This is a genomic window from Ruminococcus sp. BSD2780120874_150323_B10 (assembly GCF_015553695.1).
Classification (GTDB): domain Bacteria; phylum Bacillota; class Clostridia; order Oscillospirales; family Acutalibacteraceae; genus Ruminococcoides; species Ruminococcoides intestinale_A.
Window position 1 is genome coordinate 174795 of sequence record NZ_JADNHD010000003.1, and the last position, 25476, is coordinate 200270.

The 25476-nt window shown below is 40.5% G+C and carries 26 protein-coding genes; 21 read left to right on the plus strand and 5 right to left on the minus strand.

Annotated features, from left to right (window positions below):
• Positions 1-120 precede the first annotated feature (120 nt).
• From rpsI to I2E21_RS03480, 3 genes are all read right to left on the minus strand, one after another.
• Positions 121-522, minus strand: a complete 402-nt coding sequence (gene rpsI, locus I2E21_RS03470; RefSeq protein ID WP_022234348.1) for a 30S ribosomal protein S9 — start codon at positions 520-522, stop codon at positions 121-123.
• Positions 523-542: 20 nt separating this feature from the next.
• Positions 543-971 carry a 50S ribosomal protein L13 gene (gene rplM, locus I2E21_RS03475; RefSeq protein WP_022234347.1) on the minus strand — a complete coding sequence of 143 codons (429 nt, stop codon included), beginning with the start codon at positions 969-971 and terminating at the stop codon, positions 543-545.
• 192 nt (positions 972-1163) lie between these two features.
• The gene (locus I2E21_RS03480; protein WP_195410427.1) at positions 1164-1979 is read right to left on the minus strand and encodes a putative RNA methyltransferase; all 816 of its coding nucleotides are present in this window, start codon (positions 1977-1979) and stop codon (positions 1164-1166) included.
• Positions 1980-2197: 218 nt separating this feature from the next.
• On the opposite strand from I2E21_RS03480, the gene I2E21_RS03485 reads away from it, so the two are divergent.
• The 17 genes from I2E21_RS03485 to I2E21_RS03565 all read left to right on the plus strand — a co-directional run bounded on the left by I2E21_RS03485 (position 2198) and on the right by I2E21_RS03565 (position 18509).
• Positions 2198-3055, plus strand: coding sequence for a dockerin type I repeat-containing protein (locus tag I2E21_RS03485; protein ID WP_195410428.1), 858 nt, complete (start codon positions 2198-2200; stop codon positions 3053-3055).
• 33 nt (positions 3056-3088) lie between these two features.
• Complete coding sequence (locus I2E21_RS03490; protein ID WP_195410429.1) at positions 3089-3901, plus strand: dockerin type I repeat-containing protein; 813 nt, start codon at positions 3089-3091, stop codon at positions 3899-3901.
• Between the two features lie 17 nt (positions 3902-3918).
• The gene (locus I2E21_RS03495) at positions 3919-4782 is read left to right on the plus strand and encodes a dockerin type I repeat-containing protein (protein ID WP_195410430.1); all 864 of its coding nucleotides are present in this window, start codon (positions 3919-3921) and stop codon (positions 4780-4782) included.
• 322 nt (positions 4783-5104) lie between these two features.
• Positions 5105-5302: a DUF6198 family protein gene (locus tag I2E21_RS03500; RefSeq protein ID WP_195410431.1), complete on the plus strand. Its 198-nt coding sequence runs from the start codon at positions 5105-5107 to the stop codon at positions 5300-5302.
• Entirely contained in the window at positions 5299-5589 is a 291-nt protein-coding gene (locus I2E21_RS03505) for an antibiotic biosynthesis monooxygenase family protein (protein ID WP_195410432.1), read from the plus strand. Before I2E21_RS03500 ends, I2E21_RS03505 begins: the two co-directional genes overlap by 4 nt.
• Positions 5590-5597: 8 nt before the next feature.
• The gene (locus tag I2E21_RS03510) at positions 5598-6761 is read left to right on the plus strand and encodes a glycoside hydrolase family 3 N-terminal domain-containing protein (protein WP_195410433.1); all 1164 of its coding nucleotides are present in this window, start codon (positions 5598-5600) and stop codon (positions 6759-6761) included.
• A 528-nt stretch (positions 6762-7289) separates the two neighbouring features.
• Positions 7290-8513, plus strand: coding sequence for an argininosuccinate synthase (locus I2E21_RS03515; protein WP_176781229.1), 1224 nt, complete (start codon positions 7290-7292; stop codon positions 8511-8513).
• A 162-nt stretch (positions 8514-8675) separates the two neighbouring features.
• On the plus strand, positions 8676-10052 hold the full coding sequence (argH, locus tag I2E21_RS03520) for an argininosuccinate lyase (protein WP_022234339.1): 1377 nt from the start codon (positions 8676-8678) through the stop codon (positions 10050-10052).
• A gap of 303 nt (positions 10053-10355) precedes the next feature.
• On the plus strand, positions 10356-11390 hold the full coding sequence (gene argC / locus I2E21_RS03525) for an N-acetyl-gamma-glutamyl-phosphate reductase (protein WP_195410434.1): 1035 nt from the start codon (positions 10356-10358) through the stop codon (positions 11388-11390).
• A gap of 38 nt (positions 11391-11428) precedes the next feature.
• On the plus strand, positions 11429-12655 hold the full coding sequence (gene argJ, locus I2E21_RS03530) for a bifunctional glutamate N-acetyltransferase/amino-acid acetyltransferase ArgJ (RefSeq protein ID WP_195410435.1): 1227 nt from the start codon (positions 11429-11431) through the stop codon (positions 12653-12655).
• 73 nt (positions 12656-12728) lie between these two features.
• Entirely contained in the window at positions 12729-13580 is an 852-nt protein-coding gene (gene argB / locus I2E21_RS03535; protein WP_022234336.1) for an acetylglutamate kinase, read from the plus strand.
• 49 nt (positions 13581-13629) lie between these two features.
• The gene (locus I2E21_RS03540; protein ID WP_022234335.1) at positions 13630-14061 is read left to right on the plus strand and encodes a GNAT family N-acetyltransferase; all 432 of its coding nucleotides are present in this window, start codon (positions 13630-13632) and stop codon (positions 14059-14061) included.
• Positions 14062-14069: 8 nt separating this feature from the next.
• On the plus strand, positions 14070-15242 hold the full coding sequence (locus I2E21_RS03545) for an aspartate aminotransferase family protein (protein ID WP_195410436.1): 1173 nt from the start codon (positions 14070-14072) through the stop codon (positions 15240-15242).
• Between the two features lies 1 nt (position 15243).
• Positions 15244-16170, plus strand: coding sequence for an ornithine carbamoyltransferase (argF, locus tag I2E21_RS03550; RefSeq protein WP_195410437.1), 927 nt, complete (start codon positions 15244-15246; stop codon positions 16168-16170).
• 198 nt (positions 16171-16368) lie between these two features.
• Positions 16369-16965, plus strand: a complete 597-nt coding sequence (locus tag I2E21_RS03555; RefSeq protein ID WP_195410438.1) for a hypothetical protein — start codon at positions 16369-16371, stop codon at positions 16963-16965.
• Between the two features lie 6 nt (positions 16966-16971).
• The gene (locus I2E21_RS03560; RefSeq protein WP_178586761.1) at positions 16972-17676 is read left to right on the plus strand and encodes a class D sortase; all 705 of its coding nucleotides are present in this window, start codon (positions 16972-16974) and stop codon (positions 17674-17676) included.
• Between the two features lie 2 nt (positions 17677-17678).
• Positions 17679-18509: a hypothetical protein gene (locus I2E21_RS03565; RefSeq protein ID WP_195410439.1), complete on the plus strand. Its 831-nt coding sequence runs from the start codon at positions 17679-17681 to the stop codon at positions 18507-18509.
• A 678-nt stretch (positions 18510-19187) separates the two neighbouring features.
• Here the strand turns inward: I2E21_RS03565 and gltA are convergent.
• Positions 19188-20579: an NADPH-dependent glutamate synthase gene (gltA, locus tag I2E21_RS03570; RefSeq protein WP_195410440.1), complete on the minus strand. Its 1392-nt coding sequence runs from the start codon at positions 20577-20579 to the stop codon at positions 19188-19190.
• Positions 20580-20581: 2 nt separating this feature from the next.
• Positions 20582-21424, minus strand: a complete 843-nt coding sequence (locus tag I2E21_RS03575) for a sulfide/dihydroorotate dehydrogenase-like FAD/NAD-binding protein (protein WP_022234329.1) — start codon at positions 21422-21424, stop codon at positions 20582-20584.
• 290 nt (positions 21425-21714) lie between these two features.
• Between I2E21_RS03575 and I2E21_RS03580 the strand changes: the two genes are divergently transcribed.
• The 4 genes from I2E21_RS03580 (at position 21715) to I2E21_RS03595 (ending at position 25230) form a co-directional block, all read left to right on the plus strand.
• Positions 21715-22668, plus strand: a complete 954-nt coding sequence (locus I2E21_RS03580; protein ID WP_195410441.1) for an L-lactate dehydrogenase — start codon at positions 21715-21717, stop codon at positions 22666-22668.
• 138 nt (positions 22669-22806) lie between these two features.
• Positions 22807-22974 carry a hypothetical protein gene (locus tag I2E21_RS03585; RefSeq protein WP_022234327.1) on the plus strand — a complete coding sequence of 56 codons (168 nt, stop codon included), beginning with the start codon at positions 22807-22809 and terminating at the stop codon, positions 22972-22974.
• Between the two features lie 229 nt (positions 22975-23203).
• Positions 23204-24532, plus strand: a complete 1329-nt coding sequence (locus I2E21_RS03590; RefSeq protein WP_195410442.1) for an MATE family efflux transporter — start codon at positions 23204-23206, stop codon at positions 24530-24532.
• Positions 24533-24762: 230 nt separating this feature from the next.
• A complete protein-coding gene (locus I2E21_RS03595) occupies positions 24763-25230 on the plus strand; it encodes a hypothetical protein (protein WP_195410443.1) in 468 nt (155 codons plus the stop codon).
• Positions 25231-25476 lie beyond the last annotated feature (246 nt).

The following is a 25476-nucleotide window of genomic DNA, read 5'->3' on the forward strand; positions in this document are numbered from 1 at the left end:
AGTCCGGTGGACTGTTTTTAGCTTTTACCGCAACAGCTAAGCTGTGAGGATACCACTGTGGGGCAAAAGAAAACAGCCTCTGCAAATTGCAAAGGCTGTAAAAAGCGAGTATAACAAAGATTATCTCTTTGAGAACTGTGGTGCTCTACGAGCTGCTTTAAGACCGTATTTCTTACGCTCTTTCATTCTTGGGTCACGAGTTAAGAAGCCTGCCTTCTTAAGTGTTGAACGAAGGTTCTCTGAATCGTACTGAAGAAGTGCTCTGGAAATACCGTGACGGATTGCACCTGCCTGACCTGTAACGCCGCCGCCTGCTACTCTGCAAACGATGTCGAACTTCTGATCTGTTTCTGTTAAGGCGAGAGGCTGTCTAACGATGAGCTTGAGTGTTTCAAGACCGAAATAATCGTCGATGTCACGATCGTTGATTGTGATTTTGCCTGTACCCTGGTAAAGTCTTACTCTTGCAACAGAGCTTTTTCTTCTGCCTGTGCCGTAAAAATAAGGTGTCTTATCGTACATTATTAATTTGCCTCCTTCTTTTAAGCTTCAACCATTTCAGGCTTCTGAGCCTGATGATTGTGTTCTGCACCCTCAAAGAGTCTGAGTCTGAGCAAAGCATCTCTGCCGAGTGTGTTCTTTGGAAGCATACCCTTAACAGCAAGCTCCATAGCCTTTGTTGGCTTTGTAGCCATAAGAGTATCGTATCTTGTTTCTTTAAGATGGCCGATATAGCCTGTATGACGCTGCCACTTCTTCTGAGTGAGCTTGTTGCCTGTTAATACAGCATCCTTGCAGTTGATGATGATTACATGATCGCCGCAATCTACATTTGGTGTAAATGTTGCTTTGTGCTTACCTCTTAAAAGAACTGCTGCCTGAGTAGCAACTCTACCAAGTGGCTTGCCTGCTGCATCAATTACATACCAGCTGCGTTCAATTTCGCTTTTTTTAGCTAAATATGTTGACATAACAAATCCTCCTGTAATTTACTTGTGCCTTAGAATTATAATACATTTATTTTGCATTGTCAACACTTTTTTGCAAAAATTTAATTTACCGTTACACAAACTTTAAAATTCGCTTATATTCTCTTTTATACTCTCTTATACTAATGTGTAATTTCAAAAAATATTTTTCTAAAACCTTAGTATTTATCACGATTACAGCTTTTTATAGACAAGCACGCAAAATTCGATTTCGGTCGTAAGTGAGTTTAATTTCTCCAGCTTTTGTTGGTCGGTACGAGATGTTTTGTAGTAGTACGGAGTCATTTTGAACAGGCTTTCAATTTCTCTGTTATCATCAAGCGTTATGCTGTATTTAAGTTCTTTGCTTTCGGCAAGAATAAACCCGTCAATATCGGTGTTTTCTTTCGGATTTTTTAACGGATTGTCATATACCGCCTTTTTGAGAGAAAAAAGGTGATTTTCAAGCGGAATTACACGCAAAAGCACTCCGTCCCTTTTTAAAACTCGGTTGTACTCTTCCGGCGCAAAAGGTGAAAATACATTAAGCACCGCATCGCAGGAAAAATCCGCTGTCGGCAAAGCAAATACGCTTGCTACAGCCAAACGAATATTTTTACTGCGTTTTGCCGCTGCAATAAGAGCAAATTTTGAAATATCAATACCCGCTATACTTGCGTTTTTGTCTGCAAGAGCTTTTTCAATTTTTCCTGTATAATAGCAGTCGCCGCAGCCGGCATCAAGCACACAGGCATTTTGTGGAATATATTTTTGCAAAAGTTCGCACATAAGGTCACACAGCGGCTTGTACGAATCTGTATTTAAAAACTCGGTCCTTGCCTCTATCATAAGTTTATCGTCACCGTGACGCTTGCTTTTGGATTTGTTGCTCTGCAAAAGATTGACATAACCCTGCTTTGCACAGTCAAAACAATGGTTATTTATACATCTGTAGGTTCGACCGTCAAGTTTTAATTCTTCTTTGCAGACAGGACAGCAGAAATTCAACATATTATTACCGCCTTTCATTATTAGAATAATAGCATAAATTCTTTGTGATAACAAGTTAAAACAGAGTTGTATGTGCAAAGTGCAGTAACTTTTCTATAAGCGAATTAAAAATTCGGCTTTTTGCGTTATAGCTTTATCTTTTAAAATATTGTATAATATTACTTGACTGTATGTAATATTTATTATTTTACAAAAATTTTATATTGAGGGGATAAATAATGAAAAAATTAATCAGTATCGCACTTGTTGCTTTAATGGCGGCAGGTGGAGCGGTATCTGCCAACGCAGCGGTAAAACAAAATAAGGATTATCAAATTTTGAGTTCAAAAATAACAACTAAAAACAACACTATAAGTATTTACACATACAATATGAAGAATACAGGCTCAGACGGCGGATTTGTACTTGACGGTCAAAAAAGCGGAAAAAGATACAAATATATATTTAAGAATTATTTATCGGCACCCAAAACAATAACTATGCCGTCTAACGAAAAATATAATATTTGGACTTGTCTTTCAAGCAGTATGGGCGGAACTACTAATTTGGATTTAAGACAGGCAGGCGGAGAATATGTTAAGGTAAGAGCCAAGCTGTCGGATATAAATCCAAATGAATTTAAAAGTAACGGCACACACACCCAAGACGGACATACATATAATTTTACTCGTCAAACGGTAAAGGACGGCTACTATGAATCTGTTTTGTTTTTCCAGAGCGGCGGAGTTTTTACCGGTGCAGTTCCCGACAGCAACGGATATGTGGAATTTTATGTGAGTACAAAGGTAAACCATAGTGTGAATTACTTTACAGAATACGGCCTTGATGTGGGGCTGACAAGCGGCGGTGGCGGCGGAACAAACGGCAGAGAGATATATAAGCTTACTTTTGGCAATATAAATTTAGATTACAGCGTAAATGTAAACGATGCGTCATTGCTCCAGCAGTACCTTTCGGGCAATGCAGAGTTTGATTCTCTGCAAATGTACCATGCCGACATTAATCGTGACGGCAAAATAAATGTTCAGGATGTTACCGCTTTGCAGACAGCCGTTGCCGAATACTATGGATATTAATTTTAATTTAGTTTTAAAGCGAGGAGGAAATCAATGAAAAAACTTTTAAGTACAGCACTTGCAGCTGTTATGGCAACATGCTCAATAGTTTCTGCCAATGCGGCAGTTGTTCGGGAGAATAAGAGCGTTCAGGTGCTTGATTCAGGGGTAAAACTTGAAAACAACACCTTAAATGTGTTTACTTATAATCTTAGCAAAAATACGCTTGGTGGAGTGTGTTTTTACGGCAAAAACACAGGAAAACAATATGCTGTACAATACAAAGATTGCATAGGTAAAAATACCGTTATTTCCATGCCGTCAAGCGAAAGCTATACTCGCTTTGTTTCGGCAAACGGCGGTAGCACCGGAAATACTTATGCAGGCTATTCCTTTGCGAATACAGGCGGCGAATATGTAAAACTAAGGGTAAAATTAAGCGATGTTTCAAGCTATTTTAACAGTGACGGTTCATATACCGATACAGACGGAAACGGAGCAACCTACACTCTTAGGGAAAATGGATCCAATCTCACTTTCTTTAGCGGCGGTGCGGTAAACGGTGTTGCACCCGACGAGAACGGCTGTGTGGAAATTTATATAAAAGCAGAACCCGGTGTGAAAACCGCATTTTCAACCTACCTGCCTAATTACAGCGGAATAATAAATATGTATGTGCCGATGCTTTGTTTTGGCAATATTGACCTTAAAGGCAGTACAAATGTAAACGATGTAACCCTTTTGCAGAGATACCTTGCGGGCAATGCGGAATTTGATAAACTTCAGATGTTTTATTCCGACATAAACCGTGACGGTAAAACAAATGTTAAAGATGTTACAGACTTACAACAAACTATTACCAAATAATTATAAAGGAGTATAAAATGAAAAAATTTGTATGTTTAATTCTTTGTGCGGTGCTGACTGCAGGTGCAGCAGTGACCGCAAACGCAAAAAACGTTAAGCCGCATAAGGGTGTTGAGATTTACAACTCGGCAAAAAACATCGGCAACAACACGCTTTTGGTTTCTGCGTACAATATTCCGTCCGATTATACAAACGGAGTATTATTTACGGGAGGCCATACTCAAAAAAACTACTCAATGAAATTTGCCGATTGTATAGGCGGTGACAAAACACTCTTTATGCCGTCTTCCGAAAAATACGCCCGCTATTTTGTAAGCGGTTCGGGAAACACATACGCAAGTTACACATTTGACAATAAAGGCGGAAGGTATGTTAAAGCAAAAATAAATCTTCACGAGTTAGATCCGAATTATTTTAACAAGGACGGCTCGCATACAATGGAATACTCAAGTATCGGCAGTCATGATTATAAGTTCAAATACGAAAAAGCAGACGGCGGCGGTTATTATGACTCCGCCTTGTACTTTCAGAGCGGCGGCGCTGTAACGGGCGTAGTTCCGGATAAGGACGGCTGCGTGGAAATTTATCTGTCTACTAAAATTAATGAACCAACAGTTTACTGCACTACATTTTCTTACCGCAAAGCTTATGTAGTCGGCGGCGGAGGCGGTACTGTCGGTTCGAATATATACATATTGAGATTCGGCAATATTGACCTTCACGGCACAGTAGATGTAAACGATGTTACTTTTCTGCAACAGTACATTTCCGGATCGGTTGAGCTTGATTCGCTCCAGTATTATTACACAGATACAAACTTTGACGGTCACCGTGATGTAAGGGATGTTACCACCTTACAGCGGGCAATAGCAAAACGATAATTAAAATTATGGTTTAGCAAAATAATTTTGCAAAGTATTATAAAAGTTTGGTCAACCTTATCAAAGGTTGTGGGTGTGGGCAAAGCCCACAAATACTTTCCGTTTATGCAATCTAACGATAGCCAAACAGCTTGCTGTTTGGCGGCTTGAACTAATGGGCGGAAGTCAATGCGAGAGCAATAAAAGAAAACATACTTAACCTTCATAGGCAACGCAATGCGTTGCCTATATTTTGGGCATTTCCGGTTACAACGGCTACCGCCTGTTTTTTCAAATTTTGTTTTATGCACACTGACAGCCTGCTGTCAGTGTGCATAATAATTTGTTATATCGGAAGATTTTTATAACCGCTGCGCTTACTTTCTTCTGCCTCGGCTACCTTGACGGACTTAGCATAGGAACTGTACTTGCAGCCTTTACAATGGGCAAAGTCGTTGGTATAATAGGTACATATACAGACAAATTCTTTTATTTTGAAACTTACAAAACACTTAAAAAGACCGACAAGGAGATAAAATGAAAGAAATCACGCTTATCGTAAAATATTCCGTTAAAAACGGTATGGTTAATGACTTTTTGACAGCTCTTAAAAACGAGGGCTTTCCGCAGATTGTACAAAATGAAAACGGCTGTATAAAATACGATTACTTTGTGCCGTCATTCGGAAAAAGCAATGAGGTACTGCTTATTGAAAAATGGCAGTCCGAAAAATTGCAAAAAGAACATCTTAACACACCGCATATGCAAAAGATGAAGACTTTTAAGGACAGCTTTGTAGAAAATACGACTGTCGAAATTTTTAAATGAGGGATAAAATGAAAATCAAAAGAACAATTACATCACTTCTCACCGCGGCAATGTTGGCAACAGTGCTTGCAGGCTGTCAGAACACGAGCGAAGCTTCAAAAGCACAGTCGACAAATGACGAGCAAAACAGTCAGGCAACAGTGACAGAAACCACCGCTCCTCCCGACACATATTCAGACATTGACGATATGATTTCAAAAATGACGGTTGAAGAAAAAGTCGGACAGCTGTTTTATGTAAATTGTCGTGGTAATGATATGAGCGACGCAATAAACAAATACCACATCGGCGGCGTTTTGCTGTTCGGTGTAGATTTTGACGGCAAGACAAAAGAAGAAGTGAATGCCGATATAAACGCTATGCAGTCCAATGCCAAAATTCCGCTTATTATTGGCACAGATGAAGAGGGCGGAACGGTTGTAAGAGCGAGCGATAATCCAAAGCTAAGGGACAGCGCATACCTTTCACCGAGCGATACATTTAACAACGGCGGTTGGAGTGCTATTGAAGACGACGCATACGATAAGGCGGAGTTTCTGCTTTCGCTCGGCGTAAATGTAAATATGGCGCCTGTCTGCGACATCACTTCCGACCCCTATTCATTTATGTATTACAGGTCGTTTTCAAGTGACGCCGCAAGCACAAGCAGATTTGTGGATACTGTTGTAAAAGCAAGCAAAGAGAAAAAACTCGGCACTGTATTAAAGCACTTCCCCGGATACGGAGATAACGGCGACACACATTACTCAAGCGCTACAGACAACAGAACTTTCTCGGACTTGCAGAACAATGATTTTCTGCCGTTTCAGGCAGGTATAGCCGCAGGCGCAGACAGTATTCTTGTGTCGCACGTAACAGTAAATTCGATTGACAGCGATAATCCCGCCTCGCTCTCTGAGCCTGTGCATGAGGTTATAAGAGATACGCTTAAATTTGACGGAGTTGTTATGACCGATGACCTCGATATGTTTGCCGTTGACGCCCTTGACATTTACGAACCACTCTCGGTTGTCGCTTTTAAAGCAGGCAATGACTTCCTCTGCTGCGGCGATATTGAAAGCGAATATACCGCATTGCTTAATGCCGTACAAAGCGGAGAAATTACAGCAGACAGAATCGACGAGTCTGTAAAAAGAATTTTGATATGGAAAAGAAATCTTGCAATTTTATAACTCTTGCCCGACTATGTAAAAACAGTCGGGCTTTTTTACTTGCTTGTATTTAGTGATATATTAGTGATATAAATAAATCAAAAAATCTATTAACAAGTTTACTTGGCATATGTATAATAAAGTTGACAACAAAACTTGCTCTGATTTTATGCATTTCATTGGGCAAAAAATTTGAAGACCTGTTTTACTTTGATTAAATATCCAATCGGCTGTTTATTTTTTGCTTTGCCGCAAGTCAAAATGAATATCTGCATTGAATATTCATTAAAATATACATTTTATGCAAAATCAAGCGTAAAAAATGAATATTCATTATTTCTGCATATATGCTTTTTTATACATATATTGAAGATTTATGTTGAAATCAAGGTTGATTTTGCTGTAAAAACCTTGGGTTTTATTTTGAATTAAGTGCATTTATCACAATTTTACGGTGTATTGAATAATTATTCAAAAAACACTTGATTTTTCCGTCAGAAAGCGTATAATGTAAGAGTAATATAAATCATTTCTATGGAGGAAATTAAAATGGCTGACAATAAAATTAAAAAAGTTGTTCTCGCTTATTCAGGCGGACTTGATACTTCTATTATTATTCCTTGGTTAAAAGAAAACTACGACAACTGCGAGGTTATCGCTGTTTCGGGTGATGTAGGACAGGGCACAGAGCTTGACGGTCTTGAGGAAAAGGCTATTAAGACAGGCGCATCTAAACTTTATATTGAAGACCTTAACAAGGAGTTTGTTGACGATTACATCATTCCTACCGTTAAGGCAGGCGCAGTTTATGAGGGCAAGTACCTCCTCGGTACATCATTTGCCCGTCCTATCATTGCTAAAAGACTTGTAGAAATCGCTAAAGCCGAGGGCGCTGACGCTATCTGTCACGGCTGCACAGGTAAGGGTAACGACCAGGTTCGTTTTGAACTTGCTATCAAGGCTTATGCTCCGGATATGAAGATTATCGCTCCTTGGAGAACTTGGGAATTCAAGAGCCGTGAGGACGAAATCGAGTACGCTGAAAAGCACAACATTCCGCTCAAGATTAACCGTGAAACAAACTATTCTAAGGATAAAAACCTCTGGCACTTAAGCCACGAAGGTCTTGACCTTGAAGATCCTGCAAATGAGCCTATGTACAACAAGGAAGGTTTCCTTGAACTCGGCGTTTCTCCTGAGCAGGCTCCCGACAAGGCAGAGTATGTTACAATTTCATTTGAAAAGGGCGTTCCTACAAAACTTAACGGCGAAGAAATCGACTCTGTTGAGCTTATTAAAGAGCTTAACAAAATCGGCGGCAGAAACGGCGTAGGTATCACAGATATCGTTGAAAACCGTCTTGTAGGTATGAAGGCTCGTGGGGTTTATGAAACACCGGGCGGCACAATCCTCTATGCAGCTCACAACAAGCTTGAGGAAATCTGCCTTGACAAGGATACACTTCACTACAAGAAGAACCTTTCAAACACATTTGCAGAACTCGTTTATGACGGCAAATGGTACACACCTCTCCGTGAGGCTCTCTCGGCATTCGTTGACAGCACACAGGAGTATGTAACAGGTGATGTTAAGTTAAAGCTTTACAAGGGCAACATCATTGACGCAGGCGTTACAAGCCCATATTCACTCTATGATGAAGAAATCGCAACCTTTGACGAGGATCAGGTTTACGATCAGAATGACAGTGCAGGTTTCATCAACCTCTTCGGTCTTCCAATCAAGGTTCGTGCTAAAAAGGGTCTTATTAAGTAATTTTTACTCAAAGACTTTTGTATGAATTAAAATAATTATTCCGGTTCGGGGACAGGGAAATTCTCTGTCCCTGACAGTTGTTTATACGGATATTTTTAAACAGCAATATCAATTATAAATAATACACAAATTAACAATCATTCATTAACCCGAGGTGATTATATGCAGCTTTGGAAAGGCAGATTTAAAAAGGAACTTTCAAAAACCACTAACGATTTTAACAGCTCAATCTCATTTGACAGCCGTATGTATAAAGAGGATATCGAGGGCAGTATTGCCCACGCAACAATGCTCGGCAGATGCGGCATTATCAAACAGGAAGAGGCTGACGACATAGTTCAGGGTCTTAAGGGAATCCTTGCAGACATAGAAAACGGCACTCTCCATATTGATATGGAAGCAGAGGATATTCACACCTTTATTGAGGGCGAGCTTACAAAGAGAATCGGCGACAACGGCAAGCGACTTCACACATCAAGAAGCCGTAACGACCAGGTAGCCGTTGACATTAAACTTTACCTTAAAAAGGAAGTTGTAAATGTTAAAAAGCTCGTTGTTGACCTTATCAAGGTTATTGCCGATAAGGCGGAAAAGTACAGCGAAACCGTTATGCCCGGCTACACTCATTTACAGAGAGCACAGCCGATTACTTTCGGTCACCACCTTTTAGCTTACGGCGAAATGCTTTTAAGAGATGTGTCAAGACTTGAGGACTGCCTTAAGAGAATGGACGAAATGCCGCTCGGCTCTTGTGCTTTAGCAGGCACAACATACCCTATCGACAGAACAATTACAGCCGAGCTGCTCGGTTTTGAAAGAATTACAAACAACTCGCTTGACGGTGTATCCGACAGAGATTACTGCATTGAGTTTGCGTCTGTTCTTTCTATTATTATGGTGCACCTCTCAAGATTTTCAGAAGAAATCATTATGTGGTGCAGCTGGGAATTTAAATTCATTGAGCTTGACGACGCTTTTTCAACAGGTTCTTCAATTATGCCGCAGAAAAAGAATCCTGACATCGCAGAACTCGTACGTGGCAAGAGCGGCAGAGTTTTCGGCGACAATATGACCTTACTTACAATTATGAAAGGCATTGCCCTTGCATACAATAAAGATATGCAGGAGGACAAAGAGGCAATTTTTGATGCTGTTGATACAGTTAAAATGTGCCTTACAGCCTTTACTCCAATGCTCGACACAATGAAAGTTATTCCGCAGAATATGCGTAAAGCGGCAGCAGGCGGATTTATTAACGCAACCGACTGCGCAGACTGGCTCACAAAGAACGGAGTACCGTTCAGAGATGCATACAAGGCAACAGGCGAACTCGTTGCAAGATGCATTGAGCTTGGTACAGACCTTGAAAACCTCCCGATTGAGGAGTACAAAAAGGTTTGTGATGTATTTAACGATGATGTTTACAGAGCAATTTCACTTGAAACTTGTACAAACGAAAGAAAAGCATTCGGCGGCCCTGCCTCTGAAAATGTAAAGGCACAGGCAAAGCGTGTGGCTGAAATTGCTAAGAATTTATAATTGATTTTATAAATGCAGTTGTTGAAAACAATTTTTGTCTTAAATTAAACCTCCTGCCAATTCCGCTTTTCTTTTGCGTGAAAAGAAAAGCTCCAAAAGAAAGCACGCTCAAGAGAAAAGGGATTTCGAGTCCCTTTTCCCTTAAGAATCCTTTTTCCTTAGACGACCAAAGGTCAGTGACCTTTGGAAACTTCAAACTTTTATTTGTTTGTTTTAGTTAATGTTTGGCGGATTGATTTAGATATAGACTATTAGTATCAGTATAAGAATTGTTAGATATATATTCATAAAGGATTGATTAAAATGATAAAAGCAGGTATTGTAGGCGCAACAGGCTATGCCGGCGCCGAGCTTGTAAGACTTCTGACAAGTCACCCCGAGGCTGAAATTTCAGCTATCAGCTCGGTTTCTTTTGAAGGTCAGAAGTTAAGCGATGTTTATCCGTCATATACATTTTTAAACGATATGGTCTGTGAAGACCAAGACGCTGTTGTTGAGAAAAGCGATGTTATCTTCGCCGCACTTCCCCACGGTCTTTCACAGGAACTTGCCGAAAAGTGCATAAGCGCAGGCAAGGCTTTCATTGACCTCGGCGCAGACTTCCGTCTTGAGAGCGAAGAAGAATATACAGAGTGGTACGGCGGTACTTTTCTTGACAAAAAGTTACACGAACAGTCTGTTTACGGACTTCCTGAATTTTTCAGAGATAAAATTAAAGGTAAAAAATTAATTGCAAACCCGGGCTGCTACACTACCTGTTCCCCACTTGCCATTGCTCCGGCAATCGCAAACGGACTTGTAAGCACAAAGGGTATCATCTGTGACTGCAAAAGCGGCGTAACAGGTGCAGGCAGAAAACCTACACAAGGCAATCACTTCCCTGAACTTAACGAGGGATTTCACGCTTATAAGGTAGCCTGCCACCGCCACACACCCGAAATTGAGCAGACACTTTCAAAACTTTCGGGCGAAGATGTAACAATCACATTTGTGCCGCACCTTTTACCTGTAAACAGAGGTATTCTTGCCACTGTTTATGCGGATATTAACGAGGGCGTTACTTTTGAGCAAATCAGAAAAGCGTATGAGGATTTTTACAAAGACGAATTTTTTGTAAGACTTCTTAACGACGGCAAATGCGCCGACATTCACAATGTACGCTATTCAAACTTCTGTGATGTTTCCATTCATCACGATAAAAGAGCAAACAAACTTGTTGCCTGCGCAGCTATTGACAATATGGTTAAAGGCGCAGCCGGTCAGGCTATTCAGAATATGAACATTATTTTCGGACTTGACGAAAAGACAGGACTTATAATCGTTCCGCCTGCTTTTTAATTAATAATTAAGCAAAACTATAAAACGGAGGCTTTATTATGGGAAACTACAGATTTATCGAAGGCACAGTTACTTCTCCTATGGGCTTTACAGCAGCCGGTATTTGTGCGTCAATCAAGCCGTCAAATAAAACAAAGCGTGACCTTGCGCTGATTTATTGCGACACTCCCTGTACTGCGGCGGCTGTTTATACTAAAAACCTTGTTAAAAGTTCGGCTATCGAGGTAACCAAAAAACACCTCGAAGACGGCATTGCACAGGCTGTTATCGTAAATTCAGGCAATGCAAACACCTGCAACGCAAACGGATATGACATTGCAAATCATATGTGCCTTATCGCAGGCGAAACTCTCGGTGTAAAAGCGGAAGATGTTATCGTTGCATCAACAGGCGTTATCGGTCAGCCTCTGCCTATTCAGCCTATTTTAAAGGCTTGCGTATATATGAAAGGTCACCTTACAAAAGAGGGCGGCACAGACGCAGCCGAGGCTATTATGACAACCGATACGGTAAAAAAAGAAATGGCTATGCAGATGGAGCTTGACGGCAAGACCGTTACAATCGGCGGCATTGCAAAGGGCAGCGGTATGATTCACATTAATATGGGTACTATGCTCTCTTTTGTTACAACAGATGCGGCTGTTTCTTCGGATATGCTGCGTGAGGCTCTGCGTGAGGCTGTTGAGGACAGTTACAATATGGTAAGCGTTGACGGCGATACATCTACAAACGATACCCTTGCTATTATGGCATCGGGCAAGGCAGGCAACAGAATGATTACCAACAAAAACGAAGATTACTATACATTCTTAAGCGGGCTTACCGCAGCTTTCAGAGCACTTGCAAAGAAACTTGCGGGTGACGGCGAAGGCGCAACAAAACTTCTTGTTTGCAAGGTTGAGGGTGCTAAGAGCAAGCCCAACGCTGTTAAAGTTGCAAAGAGCATTATCGGTTCAAGCCTTGTAAAAGCCGCAATGTTCGGCTCAGATGCAAACTGGGGCAGAGTTCTTTGTGCAATCGGTTACAGCGGCGCTGATGTTGATGTTAAAAAGGTAGATGTTTCTTTTGAATCCGCCAAAGGCAATATTCTTGTATGCAAGGACGGCGCAGGAGTTGAGTTTTCGGAAGAAAAAGCAAAGGAAATTCTGCTTGAAAAGGAAATCAACATTCTTGTATCATTAAATGACGGTTTTGGCTATGCCGAGGCTTACGGTTGTGACCTCACTTATGATTATGTAAAAATCAACGGAGACTACAGAACCTAATTGGCAAAGTAATTTGACAAACCATAATTTATCTGAAAAACGGGCATTAAATTTATATCAGGGGAAATGAAAAATGGATATTAATAAAAGAGCAAAAGTCTTAATACAAGCTATGCCGTATATTCGTAAATTCAGCGGTGAAACAATTGTTGTAAAATACGGCGGCAACGCAATGATAAACGATAAACTCAAAAGCGCCGTTATGAGCGATATTGCACTTATGCGCCTTGTAGGCGTTAATGTTGTGCTTGTTCACGGTGGCGGCCCTGAAATAAATGCAATGCTTAAGGCAGTCGGCAAAGAGAGCAAGTTTGAAAACGGTATGCGTGTTACCGACGATGAAACTATTGACATTGTACAGATGGTACTTGCAGGCAAGGTAAACAAAAACCTTGTTCAGCTTATGGAAAAACACGGCGGAAAGGCAATCGGTCTTTGCGGTCTTGACGGCAATATGCTTATGGCGGAAAAACTTGTTACAAGTGCAGACCTCGGCTATGTGGGCGAGATTAAAGAAGTAAATCCGGAACCTTTGCAGAATGTTATCAACAACGGTTATATTCCGATTGTGGCTACCGTTGCAAGCGGTTATGACGGAAATGTTTATAATGTAAATGCGGATATTGCCGCAGCTCACATCGCCGCAAAAATCGGTGCCAAAAAGCTCATTCTTATGACAGACATCAGAGGTCTTTTAAAAGATGTAAACGACGAAGACTCGCTCATATCTGTTGTAAATGTCAGCGAAGTTCCTATGCTCAAGCGTGAGGGCATCATAAAGGGCGGTATGATTCCGAAAATTGACTGCTGTGTTGAGGCTGTAAGAAGCGGCGTAAGCAGAGCACACATTATTGACGGCAGAATTGAACACTCTATCCTCATTGAAATGTTCAGTGATGAGGGTATCGGCACAATGTTCTATTAATAGATTTGCAAATATTTTGCCTACGGGCAGTTGATAAGGAAAAACAGATATGACAATCAGAGAAATGACAATCGATGACTACGAGGAAGTATTTGCCCTCTGGCAGATTACCTCAAAAAGAGCCTTGTCTAAGGCTGACGAAAAAGCAAAAATAGAATCTTATCTGACAAGAAGCGAGGGTATGAGCAAGGTTGCCGTAATTGACGGTAAAATTGTAGGTACTGTACTTGCAAGTCATGACGGCAGACGAGGATTTATTCACCATATGGCGGTTCTGCCCGATTACCGAAGAAACCGAATCGGTCACGAACTTGCAAAAAGCGCTATCAAAGCGATTAAAGACCAAGGGATTGATAAAACTCATATCTTCTGCTATCAGAACAACACCACGGGTCAGAGCTTCTGGCAGGATTTCGGATTTAAAAAGCGTGAGGATATATTTGTTTTTTCCTTTAATAACGAAGATGTAGATAACACTTAAGGGGTGGTATGATGAATACAAAGGAAAAAGATTCGCAGTACATAATGCACACCTACGGCAGATACAATGTAGCTTTAAAAAGCGGCAAGGGTGCAACTGCTTATGACGAGGACGGTAAAAAATATGTTGATGTCGCATCGGGTATCGGTGTAAACAGCCTCGGCTGGTGCGAGGACGGCTGGGTAAAAGCCGTAAGCGAACAAGCAAACACAATTCAGCATATGTCAAACTACTTTTATTGCCCGCAGGCAAGTAATCTTGCCGAAAAACTCTGTACACTTACAGGCTTTTCAAAGGTATGCTTCGGAAACAGCGGTGCGGAGGCTAATGAATGTGCCATTAAAGTTGCGAGAAAATACAGCTTTGATAAGTACGGTGCTGACCGCAATGAGATTATTACACTCAACAATTCTTTCCACGGCAGAACAGTAACCACACTTTCGGCTACAGGACAAGATGTGTTCCACAACTACTTTTTCCCGTTTACACAGGGATTCGCATATGTTGACGCCAACGATATGAACGCTCTTGAAAATGCCGTAACAGACAAAACCTGCGCAGTTATGCTTGAGCTTATTCAGGGCGAGGGCGGTGTAAATATCCTTGACAAAGACTATGTTCAGAGCCTTGTTAAGTTCTGTAACGAAAAGGATATTCTTGTTATTGTTGACGAGGTACAGACAGGTGCAGGCAGAACAGGCAAGCTGTTCGCTTTCCAGAATTTTGAAGTAAAACCTGACATTTTCACAGTTGCAAAGGGCATTGGCGGCGGACTTCCGATCGGCTTATGCGTTTGCGGCGAAAAACTAAAAGATGTAATGTCACCTTCGACTCACGGCACAACATTCGGTGCAAACCCTGTTGTTTGCGCAGGTGCAAACTATGTGCTTGATAAAATTTCAAAGCCGGAGTTTCTCTCCGAGGTTGAGTCAAAGGGTAAATATATAGAAGAAAAAGTCCTCAAAATGGACGGCGTAAAGGCTGTTCGCAGAATGGGACTTATGATTGGCATTGAGCTTAAAGACGGCGACGCACACGACATTGCGGCAAAATGCGTTGAAAACGGACTTATTATCATTACCGCAAAGTCACTTTTAAGAATGTTGCCGCCGCTTAACATTACAAAAAAAGAAATCGACCTTGCGCTTGATATTCTTGAAAAAACATTAAAGGAGAATTAAAATGAAGCATTTACTTAAACTTGAAGATTGGTCAACAGATGAAATCATCAATACACTTAACCTTGCTGACCAGCTTAAATATGAGCAGAAACACGGCATTGAGCACAAAATTCTTGCCGGCAAAACACTTGGTATGATTTTTGAGAAGTCGAGCACAAGAACAAGAGTTTCTTTTGAAGTAGGTATGACACAGCTCGGCGGTTATCCGCTCTTCCTTTCATCCAATGATTTACAGATCGGCAGAGGCGAGCCTGTACAGGATACCGCAAGAGTTCTTTCCCGTTTTCTTGACGGTATTATGATAAGAACATTTAAGCAGGAAGAAGTTGAGGCTCTCGCCGAGTACGGCTTTATTCCGATTATCAACGGTCTTACAGACTACTGCCACCCTTGTCAGGTACTCGCTGACCTTATGACCATTCGTGAGTTCAAGGGTAAACTTGAGGGACTTAAAATGTGCTTTATCGGTGACGGCAACAATATGATGAACTCTCTCATTGTCGGCGCACTCAGCACAGGTATGTCTTTCTCTGCAGCTTGCCCAAAGGGATATATGCCGCCTGAACACATTATTGAATTCGGTAAAAAGTACGGCAACGGCAAATTTGAAATTGTTGAAGACCCAATGGAGGCTGCAAAGAACGCTGATGTTGTTTATACAGATGTTTGGGCATCTATGGGACAGGAAGAGGAGAAGAAGATCCGTGAACAGGCATTTGCCGGCTATCAGGTAAACAAAGAGCTTATGTCTGTTACAAATCCGGAGTGTATGGTTCTTCACTGCTTACCTGCTCACCGTGGCGAAGAAATCACTGCCGATGTATTTGAAGAGCATGCCAATGAAATCTTTGAAGAGGCAGAAAACAGACTTCATGCGCAAAAAGCTGTTCTTGTTGAATGTATGTCAGACAAGAAAATTCGTGAATAATACCAAAAACAAGCAAGATAAACAACTTTGTTTACTGCAAAAAAATAAAAAAACTAAGATTCGACAGTAATTTAATGTAAAGTATTTACAAAAAAGAATTATTGTATTAAAATATAATAAGTAGATAATTGGGCAAAATTTTATATATATAATTTTGTTCAACGATTTGCTAAATACTTTAGAGAGGCGGTATAAATAATGAAAAAGTTATCTGCAATCCTTGCATCAGCAACAGTTATTGCTATGGCTAGTGTGCCGGCTTTTGCCGCTGGTATCAACAGCGCAGAACAGGCTGTACTTGACAAGCTTTCAGAAGTAAACACAAGCTACAACGGTGGTTTTGTTACTAATGCTGATGAGATGCTCAACCAGGCTGAAAACTACTTCAACACTATTGACATGACAGACGCAGAATCTAAGGAGATTATTGCGGACATCAATGATGCTGTAGATTACCTTAAGTCACAGGGTGCTTCAACTGTTAAGGATCTTAACAAAGCTCAGAAGCAGGAGCTCTTCACTTATGGTCAGAAGGCTGCTAATGTAATCGGTGTTACAGTTTCTTACGACAAGGCAACTAAGACTGTTTCTGCTACTGACAAGAACGGCAACGCAATTGTTAGCACAAAGGTTACAACTGACAGTAAGGGTAACACAACAACTACAAGCAATGCTATTGCTACAACAGGCGCTAATGTAAACACATTCGCTGTTGCTACAGTTGCAGGCGCAGCAGTTGCTCTTGCAGCAGGTGCTACAGTTGTTCTTTCTGTTAAAAAAAGAGAAAGAGCTTGATTGTAAATGTCTGATATGAAAAATACCAGACACAGGCATAAAAAAATTGGTGGGAAGGGTTTTTTAATTCTTCCCTCTATATTTTTTGTGGTAATTTATCTTTTAGGCTACCTTGTACTTATGCCGTCATCTTCTTTAATTTCGGCAGCAGGTCTTATGTTTTCGGACTCTGCAAGAGATTATTCCACAGAATATAACAATATATTTGTGCCGGTGTCAGAAAACGAAAATGAAACCGATTCAAATAAAAAACTGCCTATAAGTGAAATCCAATACCCAAAGACAGGTGAGCAGTTCGGCGAACTTATCATAGAGGATTGCTCTATTGACAATAACCTTTTCTTCGGTGACGGAAATGTTGCGCTGCGAAACGGCGTAGGCATATATAACGGCAGTTTTATACCGGGTTACGGAAAAACAATTCTTGTTGCCGGACACAACAATACATATTTTAACGGACTTAAAAACGCTAAGGCAGGGCAGACTGTTACCATTAAGACAAGCTACGGCAATTACACATACGAAATTACCGATACGGCTGTAAAGAAAGCGACAGACACCTCTGCGTATGATTTAAACGCAAATGAAGAAAATCTCATAATGTATACCTGTTATCCGTTTGACGAGCTTGGTCTTACAGATCAGAGATTTTTTGTGTATGCAAAATATGTTTCAGGTCCTCAGATTGATAAAACATCAAAGGAGGGCTGAATATGTCAACAGTTAAAAAGATAGTTAATATATTGCTTTCACTTGTGCTTGCGGTGCTTTTAACAGTGCTTGCGTATGCTGTTTCGTTGCAGTTTACACTGTTTAATGACAGCTTTATGCTTGACAATATGAACACCTGCAATTACATAACTGAGAAAAAGGACGAGATAACAAGCAGTTTGACCGACCTCGGTTATGCAAGCGGACTTGAAGAGGACTTTTTCAACGGCTTGCTTGATGAAATAATGATTCACGATGATACTGAAAAGTATATACAGGATTATTATTCGGGCGAGGGCAGTGTGATTGATAAAACAGCTTTTAAACAGGCGTTTAATACAGCGCTTGACGATTATATAGAGCAAAAGGGCATAAGCGCCGACAGTGTTTCGAGCGAAAACAGGGAATACCTTATAAAAGAGGCGGCTAAAATTTATAAGCAGTCGCTGGAATTGCCGTTTTTCGGAACATTAGCGGGCAGATTTCAGAATGTTAAAAAGCTGTTGCCGTTTGTAATTGCAATATGTGCAGTGCTTTCGGCGCTGATTTGCGTAATATTTGTATTATCAACAAAATGGAAACATAGGGCAGTGCGCCATATTTATTATGCAACAGCCGCCACATTTTTGACAACATTGGTATTGCCGATAGTAATTTTGCTGTCAAAGAAGATTGAAACCTTTAACATAGCGTCAAGAGCAACATATATGCTGTTTGTATCGTGTGCAAATAACATTATAATGTGCGTGCTTGCGTGCTCACTGTTCTTTTTAATAGTATCGGTGGCATTGTTCTTGGTTTATAAAAAGCTTTATAAAAAAGCGGTAAGCTGATTTAGAAAAGTATTAAGATACCCGATTGTAGCAAAGGCTATAATCGGGTTTTTGTTTGCTGTTTTGCAGTGATGGGGTGGGGAAAATCAGACTAACTTTTTAAGAAAATGACAAAATTATAAATTATGACTAAGTTTCAGTCGGGCAACAAAGTAAAGCAAAAACTAAACTCTCCGTCCCGAAGTAAAAAGTTTGGTCAACCTTTTCAAAGGTTGTGGGTGTGGGCAACGCCCACAAATACTTTATGCTATCGCAAATTTTGATAGCCAAATGGCTTGCCGTTTGGCGGCTTGAACACAATGGCGAAAGCCAATGCGACAGCAACAGAGAAAAGATACTCCCTATAATTTGTGCCGTCATTGCTACGCAATGACGGCACATTATTTTATCTATTCCCCTTTTTAAGGCTATCGCCTGTTTTCAAAACATTGTCTTAGCACGAAAACAGCTTTGCTGTTTGCGCCCGATAATTTGATGTAAGGGAAACTTTTTATGGGCTCTGCCCAAACCCGCAAGCCTTTAAAAAGGCTTGACCTAAATTTTTTAATTATTTTACCAAACCATAATTACACCAACTTTTGATAAAGAGCCTTAATTATTAATCTTAGAGATGAAACACACAAAAAATACCCGACTATAGCTTTTGCTATAATCGGGTAAATGTTTTTTATATAAGAATTACTCTTTGCTCTTAATGTACTCGTCAATAGCTGCTGCGGCTGTTTTGCCTGCACCCATTGCAAGAATTACTGTAGCAGCACCTGTTACAGCGTCACCGCCTGCATATACGCCCTCACGAGATGTAAGACCGTGCTCATCAGTGATAATGCCGCCCCACTTCTGTGTTTCAAGGCCCTTTGTAGTAGCCTTGATAAGTGGGTTTGGTGATGTACCGATAGAAATAACTACTGCGTCAACATCAAGTACAAACTCGCTGTCCGGCTTAACAACAGGTCTTCTTCTGCCGCTTTCGTCAGGCTCACCGAGTTCCATATCAACGCACTTCATACCTGTTACAAACTCGTTTTCATCACCGAGAATTTCAACAGGGTTGTTAAGGAGCTTAAAGATAATGCCCTCTTCCTTAGCGTGCTCAACTTCTTCTCTTCTTGCAGGAAGTTCCTCTTCACTTCTTCTGTAAACAATGTAAACTTCATCTGCACCAAGACGCTTTGCACAACGGGCAGCGTCCATAGCAACATTACCGCCGCCTACGATAGCAACCTTTTTAGCGTGCATAATAGGTGTAGCGGAATCCTCTTTATAAGACTTCATAAGGTTTGTTCTTGTGAGGAACTCATTTGCGGAATAAACGCCGCAAAGGTTCTCGCCCGGAATCTTCATAAATCTCGGAAGACCTGCACCTGAACCGATAAATACTGCCTCAAAGCCCATATCGTCCATAAGCTCGTCAATAGAGATAACTCTGCCGATAACCATATTTGTTTCAACCTTAACGCCGAGAGCCTTAAGTGTATCAACTTCTTTCTGAACGATTGACTTTGGAAGTCTGAATTCGGGAATACCGTAAACAAGAACGCCGCCTGCAAGGTGGAGTGCCTCAAAAACAGTTACATCGTAACCCATTTTTGCAAGATCGCCTGCGCAAGTAAGACCTGAAGGGCCTGAACCTACTACAGCTACCTTATGACCGTTTGGCTCCGGCTTATTTACAACAACATCTGTCTGAGCATTGTGCCAGTCGGCAACAAATCTCTCAAGTCTGCCGATACCTACAGGTTCGGTCTTAATACCTCTTACGCATTTTGACTCACACTGTGTTTCCTGTGGGCAAACACGGCCGCAAACTGCAGGAAGTGAGCTTGATTTTGAAATTACATCATAAGCACCCGAAAAGTTGCCCTGTGCAACTTCCTTAATAAAATCAGGAATTGAAATATGTACCGGACAGCCCGATACGCAAGGCTTATGCTTACAATTAAGGCAACGCTGTGCCTCTTCGATTGCAACTTCCTCTGTGTAGCCTGTAGCTACCTCAAGAAAGTTTTTATTTCTTACATTAGGCTCCTGTGTAGGCATAGGAGCTTTTTTAGGTGACATATTCGGCATAATTACTCAACCTCCTTCTTAAACAGATTACAAGCTTCGCTGTAAGCCTTACGCTCAAATTCCTTGTACATAGCGCCACGCTTCATAGCCTCATCAAAGTCAACCTGGAAGCCGTCAAAATCAGGGCCGTCAACGCAAGCAAACTTTGTTTCGCCGCCAACCGTAAGACGACAGCCGCCGCACATACCTGTGCCGTCAATCATAATCGGGTTCATAGAAACTGTGGTAGGAATGTTGTAAGGCTTTGTTGTCTTAACAACGAACTTCATCATAATAAGTGGACCGATAGTAATTACAAGGTCGTAGTTCTCGCCGGCTTTAATCATCTCTTCGAGCGGAGTTGTAACAACGCCCTGTCTGCCGTGTGAACCGTCATCTGTCATAACAATAAACTTGTCTGAACAAGCCTTGAATTCGTCTTCAAGAATAACAAGGTCTTTGTTTCTGAAACCGACAATAGAGTGAACCTCTACGCCGAGCTCGTGGAGCTTTTCAGCGATAGGAAGTGCAATTGCACAGCCCACGCCGCCGCCTACAACGCAAACTTTCTTGTAGCCGTCTGTATGAGTAGGAACACCGAGCGGGCCCACAAAATCGTGAAGGCAGTCGCCCTCATTTAAGTGGTTGAGTTTTTCTGTTGTAGCACCGACAATCTGGAAAATAATACGAACTGTACCCTTTTCTCTGTCATAACCTGCAACAGTAAGCGGAATACGCTCACCGTCCTCGTCAACTCTAAGGATAATAAACTGACCCGGCTGTGCTTTTTTTGCAATAAGCGGAGCGTCAATTTCCATAAGAGTAACGGTAGGGTTGAGTGATTTCTTTTTAACTATCTTATACATCTCAAATCTATCCCTTCGTATAATCTTTTTAAATCCAACACATAAAATCGCATTGTATGCTTAATATTAGTTTATCACAATAGCATTAAATTTTCAATACAAATTCGTCTTTTTCCATCATAATTCTTAAGCACTTTTTTCCAAAACAATGTACATACAGCCGTATAAATTCATCTTTTATTGTAAAAATATATTTGATACATTTTCAAATTTGCAGCAAAAAATCCGATTTGCAAAAAGCAAAACAAAATCACTCCAACTTTACATTATAAGTCAGAAAGGATAATAATATGTTTACAAACAAAAAGAAAATCGCACTTGTCGGTACAGGAATGGTCGGTATGAGTTTTGCATATGCGGCTCTGAATCAAAACCTTTGTGACGAGCTTGTACTCATCGACATAAACGAACAGCGAGCCAGAGGCGAGGCAATGGATTTAAACCACGGCATTGCTTTTTCGCCTGCCAGCACAAAAATCTACGCAGGAAATTACAGCGACTGTAAAGATGCCGACATCGTTGTAATCTGTGCGGGTGCAAGTCAGCGGCAACCGTCGCAAAGCAGACTTGAGCTGTTAAAAGGCAATTACGAAATTTTCCGAAAAATTGTTCCGCAGGTAACGGAAAGCGGATTTGAGGGCATATTTATTGTCGCTACAAACCCCGTTGACATTATGACAAGAATTACCTGCGAACTTTCGGGATTTAAAGCCGAAAAAGTAATCGGCACGGGTACAACCCTTGACACCGCAAGACTTCGGTATCTTTTGGGCGAATACTTTGAAGTTGACCCACGCAACATACACGCCTATGTAATCGGCGAACACGGCGACAGTGAATTTGTACCTTGGTCGCAGGCTCTAATTGCGGTAAAACCGATTTGCGATGTTCTTTCAGACAATTCCAAAAGCTATTTTATGGAGGATTTAGACCGAATAACCCGAGAAGTCCGTACCGCCGCACACGAAATTATCGCCGCCAAAAAAGCGACATACTACGGCATAGGAATGGCAATAGTGCGTGTAGCAAGAGCCGTGCTTGAAAACGAAAACTCCGTACTCACGGTATCCGTTAGATTACGGGGTGAATACGGCGGCAAAAAAGATGTTTTCCTCGGCAATCCGGCAATAATCGGAAGTGAGGGCGCAAAGCGTATGCTTGAACTAAAACTTACTCCGTCAGAACAAAAATATCTTGAAAATTCGTATAACATTTTAAACGACACCTATAAAAGTATTTTGTAAATAAATACAAAGATTAAAAATTCGATAAACAGTCCGTCGGGAGAAAACTCCGCTCTCAACGGACTGTTTTTATTTGACTTAAATTTTTCCGAATGTTATAATGTAAGTATAAACAGGAATTTCGGGAGGTAAAGACATATGAAAAAGTTTAGAACCGCAGTGTCTGTTATCATTATGGTCATTGCCGGAATCGTCGGCTTTTTTGTCGGAGCATCTGTTAATGAGGCAATGACAGGAGCAGTTTTGTTCTCGATGATTTCCGGAATTGCGTGCATTATTTACACAATTGACAATTTTGAGAAATAATCGAATATACTTAAAAATAAAATATGATTTTGTGTTAAAACTCTTTAAATTCTTGACATTGGTATAAAAATATACTAAAATGTCTGTACAACAATGAATAAAGTCATCGGAGGACATGGTGTCGTAACACCGTTTCTATTTTGGAACACTGTCGATAAGATGTCGGGTGAGCTCGGTTATTGATAATATAACCGAGCTGTTTTTATGTAAAAATAAAGGAGAGTGAAATATGATTCAGTTATTGGAGCATTTTACCTACAAAAAACTTATCCGTTTTACAATTCCAACTGTTGCAATGATGATTTTTACATCTGTTTACGGGGTTGTTGACGGACTGTTCGTATCAAATGTTGCGGGCAGTGAGTCTTTTGCGGGAGTTAATCTGATTATGCCGGCACTTATGATGCTCGGCTCTGTGGGATTTATGATTGGTACAGGCGGCAGTGCTCTTGTTTCAAAGACCATTGGCGAGGGCAACAAAAAACTTGCCAACCGCTATTTTTCAATGCTGATTTATTTTTTGGTAATTGCGAGTATTGTTTTAGCGGCAATCGGTATTTTGTTTATAAGACAAATCTCCGAACTTTTGGGTGCAGAGGGCGAAATGGTTAATATTTGTTCGGTTTACGGCAAAACTCTTTTGTTCGCTCTCCCATTCTTTATGCTTCAGAACTGCTTTCAAAGTTTTCTTGTAGTTGCCGAAAAACCTGCAATGGGACTTGGAGTTTCTCTTGCCGCAGGACTTACAAATATGGTGCTTGACTTCCTATTTATCTATGTATTCGGCTTGGGCGTATTTGGCGCTGCGCTTGCAACCGGTATAAGCCAATTTATCGGCGCAATGATCCCGATATTCTACTTTGCACGCAAAAACAAGTCGCCGCTGAAGCTTGTTAAAACCAAACTTGAACTTAAACCGATACTTAAAACTTGCACAAACGGCTCTTCCGAAATGGTAACAAACATTTCAATGTCGCTTGTAAATATGCTCTACAATTTACAGCTTGTTAAATATGCGGGTTACGACGGCGTTGTAGCTTACGGCATTATAATGTATGTCGGATTTATTTTTGTCGGCACTTACCTCGGCTACTCGGTCGGAGTTGCTCCGATTATCGGATACCACTACGGCGCAGGAAATACCGATGAGCTGAAAAGCCTTTTCAAAAAAAGCCTTATTTTGCTGTCGGCAACCGCAGTTATCCTTACCGCCTGTGCAGAAATTTTTTCCTCTGCTCTGGCAGGAATTTTCGTAGGATACAACAAAGAACTGCACGATATGACAACCAATGCAATCTGCCTGTTTGCGCTGTCATACCTTATAAGCGGTATCAATATCTTTGCATCGGCATTCTTTACAGCGCTGAACAACGGTCTTGTTTCCGCTATAATTTCATTTTTGAGAACGCTGGTTTTTCAGGTCGCATTTATCTTTATTCTTCCGTTATTACTTGACCTCAACGGAATTTGGCTTGCCGTTGTCGGCGCCGAAATTTGCTCGCTGATTATAAGCGTATCATTCTTTGTGGCAAACAGAAAAAAGTATAAATATGTATAATAAAAAAGCTGTTTTTCTTGTGGGAAAGACAGCTTTTATTTTGGAGTGAACAGAGTAACTGAGGTTTGGATTAAAAATTTAGGCTCAACTTTTATGCCAAAAAGTCAGTTTTTTAAAATTTTCTCCCCAAAAAGCAAAAAACTTTTTTTAATTTTCTATTTTTTGTCACTATATTGTCATAGTCCGAATGTTATAATATATTCATAAAGTAACAGTATAGGAGCAATATTATGAAAGGTAATTATAAACTCAAATGGCATAAATTTACAATTTATTTTGCACTTTTCACGCTGACAGCGATTACACTTTTTGTGGCTGTTCCGTTTTTTATAGGCAAAACCCACGCTGTCATCAACGGCTCACAAATTATATTTAACAATGCTCAAATATATGCCCAGCATCCTATGATGCAGACCTATGACATATTATTCGGTATATTTTTTGTGATGTATGCCATACTGATTGTAATAACCCGACAAAAACTCGCAGGTTTTAAAAAAGACGCACTCCAACTATTATACACCTGCTTGGGTGTTTCGGTATTAATACCGGCAGCGTATGCGGTGACAAATATTGTTGAAATTGGCTTTTTAAGAATATATTTTTACTTAATTGTTGCATCAATGATTGCGGCAGTAATACTTTTTTTAATTTACGCTGTATATTACGGCAAGAGAAAATCTCTCTTTACAAACTGATTTACTAAACCTTTTCCTAAAACTTCATATAAATAATTACCCAAAGAAAATGCAGTCCATATAAACGGACTGCATTTTTCTTTTATGATTTTTGTAAATAGTTGTAAGAAATGATGGTTTAGCGGATTATCGGTCGGGAAACAAAGTAAAACAAAATTAATAGTTTCTGTCCCGAATTAAAAAATTTATTAAACTAAACTGTGTGTGTTAAGCCATAATATTAATGTTACCCCAACATTTAGAATA

What these genes read in the sequence shown, in the direction of transcription:
- rpsI (WP_022234348.1), bottom strand. Translation starts at nt 522, where the DNA reads ATGTACGATAAGACACCTTATTTTTACGGCACAGGCAGAAGAAAAAGC.
- rplM (WP_022234347.1), bottom strand. Translation starts at nt 971, where the DNA reads ATGTCAACATATTTAGCTAAAAAAAGCGAAATTGAACGCAGCTGGTAT.
- I2E21_RS03480 (WP_195410427.1), bottom strand. Translation starts at nt 1,979, where the DNA reads ATGTTGAATTTCTGCTGTCCTGTCTGCAAAGAAGAATTAAAACTTGAC.
- I2E21_RS03485 (WP_195410428.1), top strand. Translation starts at nt 2,198, where the DNA reads ATGAAAAAATTAATCAGTATCGCACTTGTTGCTTTAATGGCGGCAGGT.
- I2E21_RS03490 (WP_195410429.1), top strand. Translation starts at nt 3,089, where the DNA reads ATGAAAAAACTTTTAAGTACAGCACTTGCAGCTGTTATGGCAACATGC.
- I2E21_RS03495 (WP_195410430.1), top strand. Translation starts at nt 3,919, where the DNA reads ATGAAAAAATTTGTATGTTTAATTCTTTGTGCGGTGCTGACTGCAGGT.
- I2E21_RS03505 (WP_195410432.1), top strand. Translation starts at nt 5,299, where the DNA reads ATGAAAGAAATCACGCTTATCGTAAAATATTCCGTTAAAAACGGTATG.
- I2E21_RS03510 (WP_195410433.1), top strand. Translation starts at nt 5,598, where the DNA reads ATGAAAATCAAAAGAACAATTACATCACTTCTCACCGCGGCAATGTTG.
- I2E21_RS03515 (WP_176781229.1), top strand. Translation starts at nt 7,290, where the DNA reads ATGGCTGACAATAAAATTAAAAAAGTTGTTCTCGCTTATTCAGGCGGA.
- argH (WP_022234339.1), top strand. Translation starts at nt 8,676, where the DNA reads ATGCAGCTTTGGAAAGGCAGATTTAAAAAGGAACTTTCAAAAACCACT.
- argC (WP_195410434.1), top strand. Translation starts at nt 10,356, where the DNA reads ATGATAAAAGCAGGTATTGTAGGCGCAACAGGCTATGCCGGCGCCGAG.
- argJ (WP_195410435.1), top strand. Translation starts at nt 11,429, where the DNA reads ATGGGAAACTACAGATTTATCGAAGGCACAGTTACTTCTCCTATGGGC.
- argB (WP_022234336.1), top strand. Translation starts at nt 12,729, where the DNA reads ATGGATATTAATAAAAGAGCAAAAGTCTTAATACAAGCTATGCCGTAT.
- I2E21_RS03540 (WP_022234335.1), top strand. Translation starts at nt 13,630, where the DNA reads ATGACAATCAGAGAAATGACAATCGATGACTACGAGGAAGTATTTGCC.
- I2E21_RS03545 (WP_195410436.1), top strand. Translation starts at nt 14,070, where the DNA reads ATGATGAATACAAAGGAAAAAGATTCGCAGTACATAATGCACACCTAC.
- argF (WP_195410437.1), top strand. Translation starts at nt 15,244, where the DNA reads ATGAAGCATTTACTTAAACTTGAAGATTGGTCAACAGATGAAATCATC.
- I2E21_RS03555 (WP_195410438.1), top strand. Translation starts at nt 16,369, where the DNA reads ATGAAAAAGTTATCTGCAATCCTTGCATCAGCAACAGTTATTGCTATG.
- I2E21_RS03560 (WP_178586761.1), top strand. Translation starts at nt 16,972, where the DNA reads ATGTCTGATATGAAAAATACCAGACACAGGCATAAAAAAATTGGTGGG.
- I2E21_RS03565 (WP_195410439.1), top strand. Translation starts at nt 17,679, where the DNA reads ATGTCAACAGTTAAAAAGATAGTTAATATATTGCTTTCACTTGTGCTT.
- gltA (WP_195410440.1), bottom strand. Translation starts at nt 20,579, where the DNA reads ATGCCGAATATGTCACCTAAAAAAGCTCCTATGCCTACACAGGAGCCT.
- I2E21_RS03575 (WP_022234329.1), bottom strand. Translation starts at nt 21,424, where the DNA reads ATGTATAAGATAGTTAAAAAGAAATCACTCAACCCTACCGTTACTCTT.
- I2E21_RS03580 (WP_195410441.1), top strand. Translation starts at nt 21,715, where the DNA reads ATGTTTACAAACAAAAAGAAAATCGCACTTGTCGGTACAGGAATGGTC.
- I2E21_RS03585 (WP_022234327.1), top strand. Translation starts at nt 22,807, where the DNA reads ATGAAAAAGTTTAGAACCGCAGTGTCTGTTATCATTATGGTCATTGCC.
- I2E21_RS03590 (WP_195410442.1), top strand. Translation starts at nt 23,204, where the DNA reads ATGATTCAGTTATTGGAGCATTTTACCTACAAAAAACTTATCCGTTTT.
- I2E21_RS03595 (WP_195410443.1), top strand. Translation starts at nt 24,763, where the DNA reads ATGAAAGGTAATTATAAACTCAAATGGCATAAATTTACAATTTATTTT.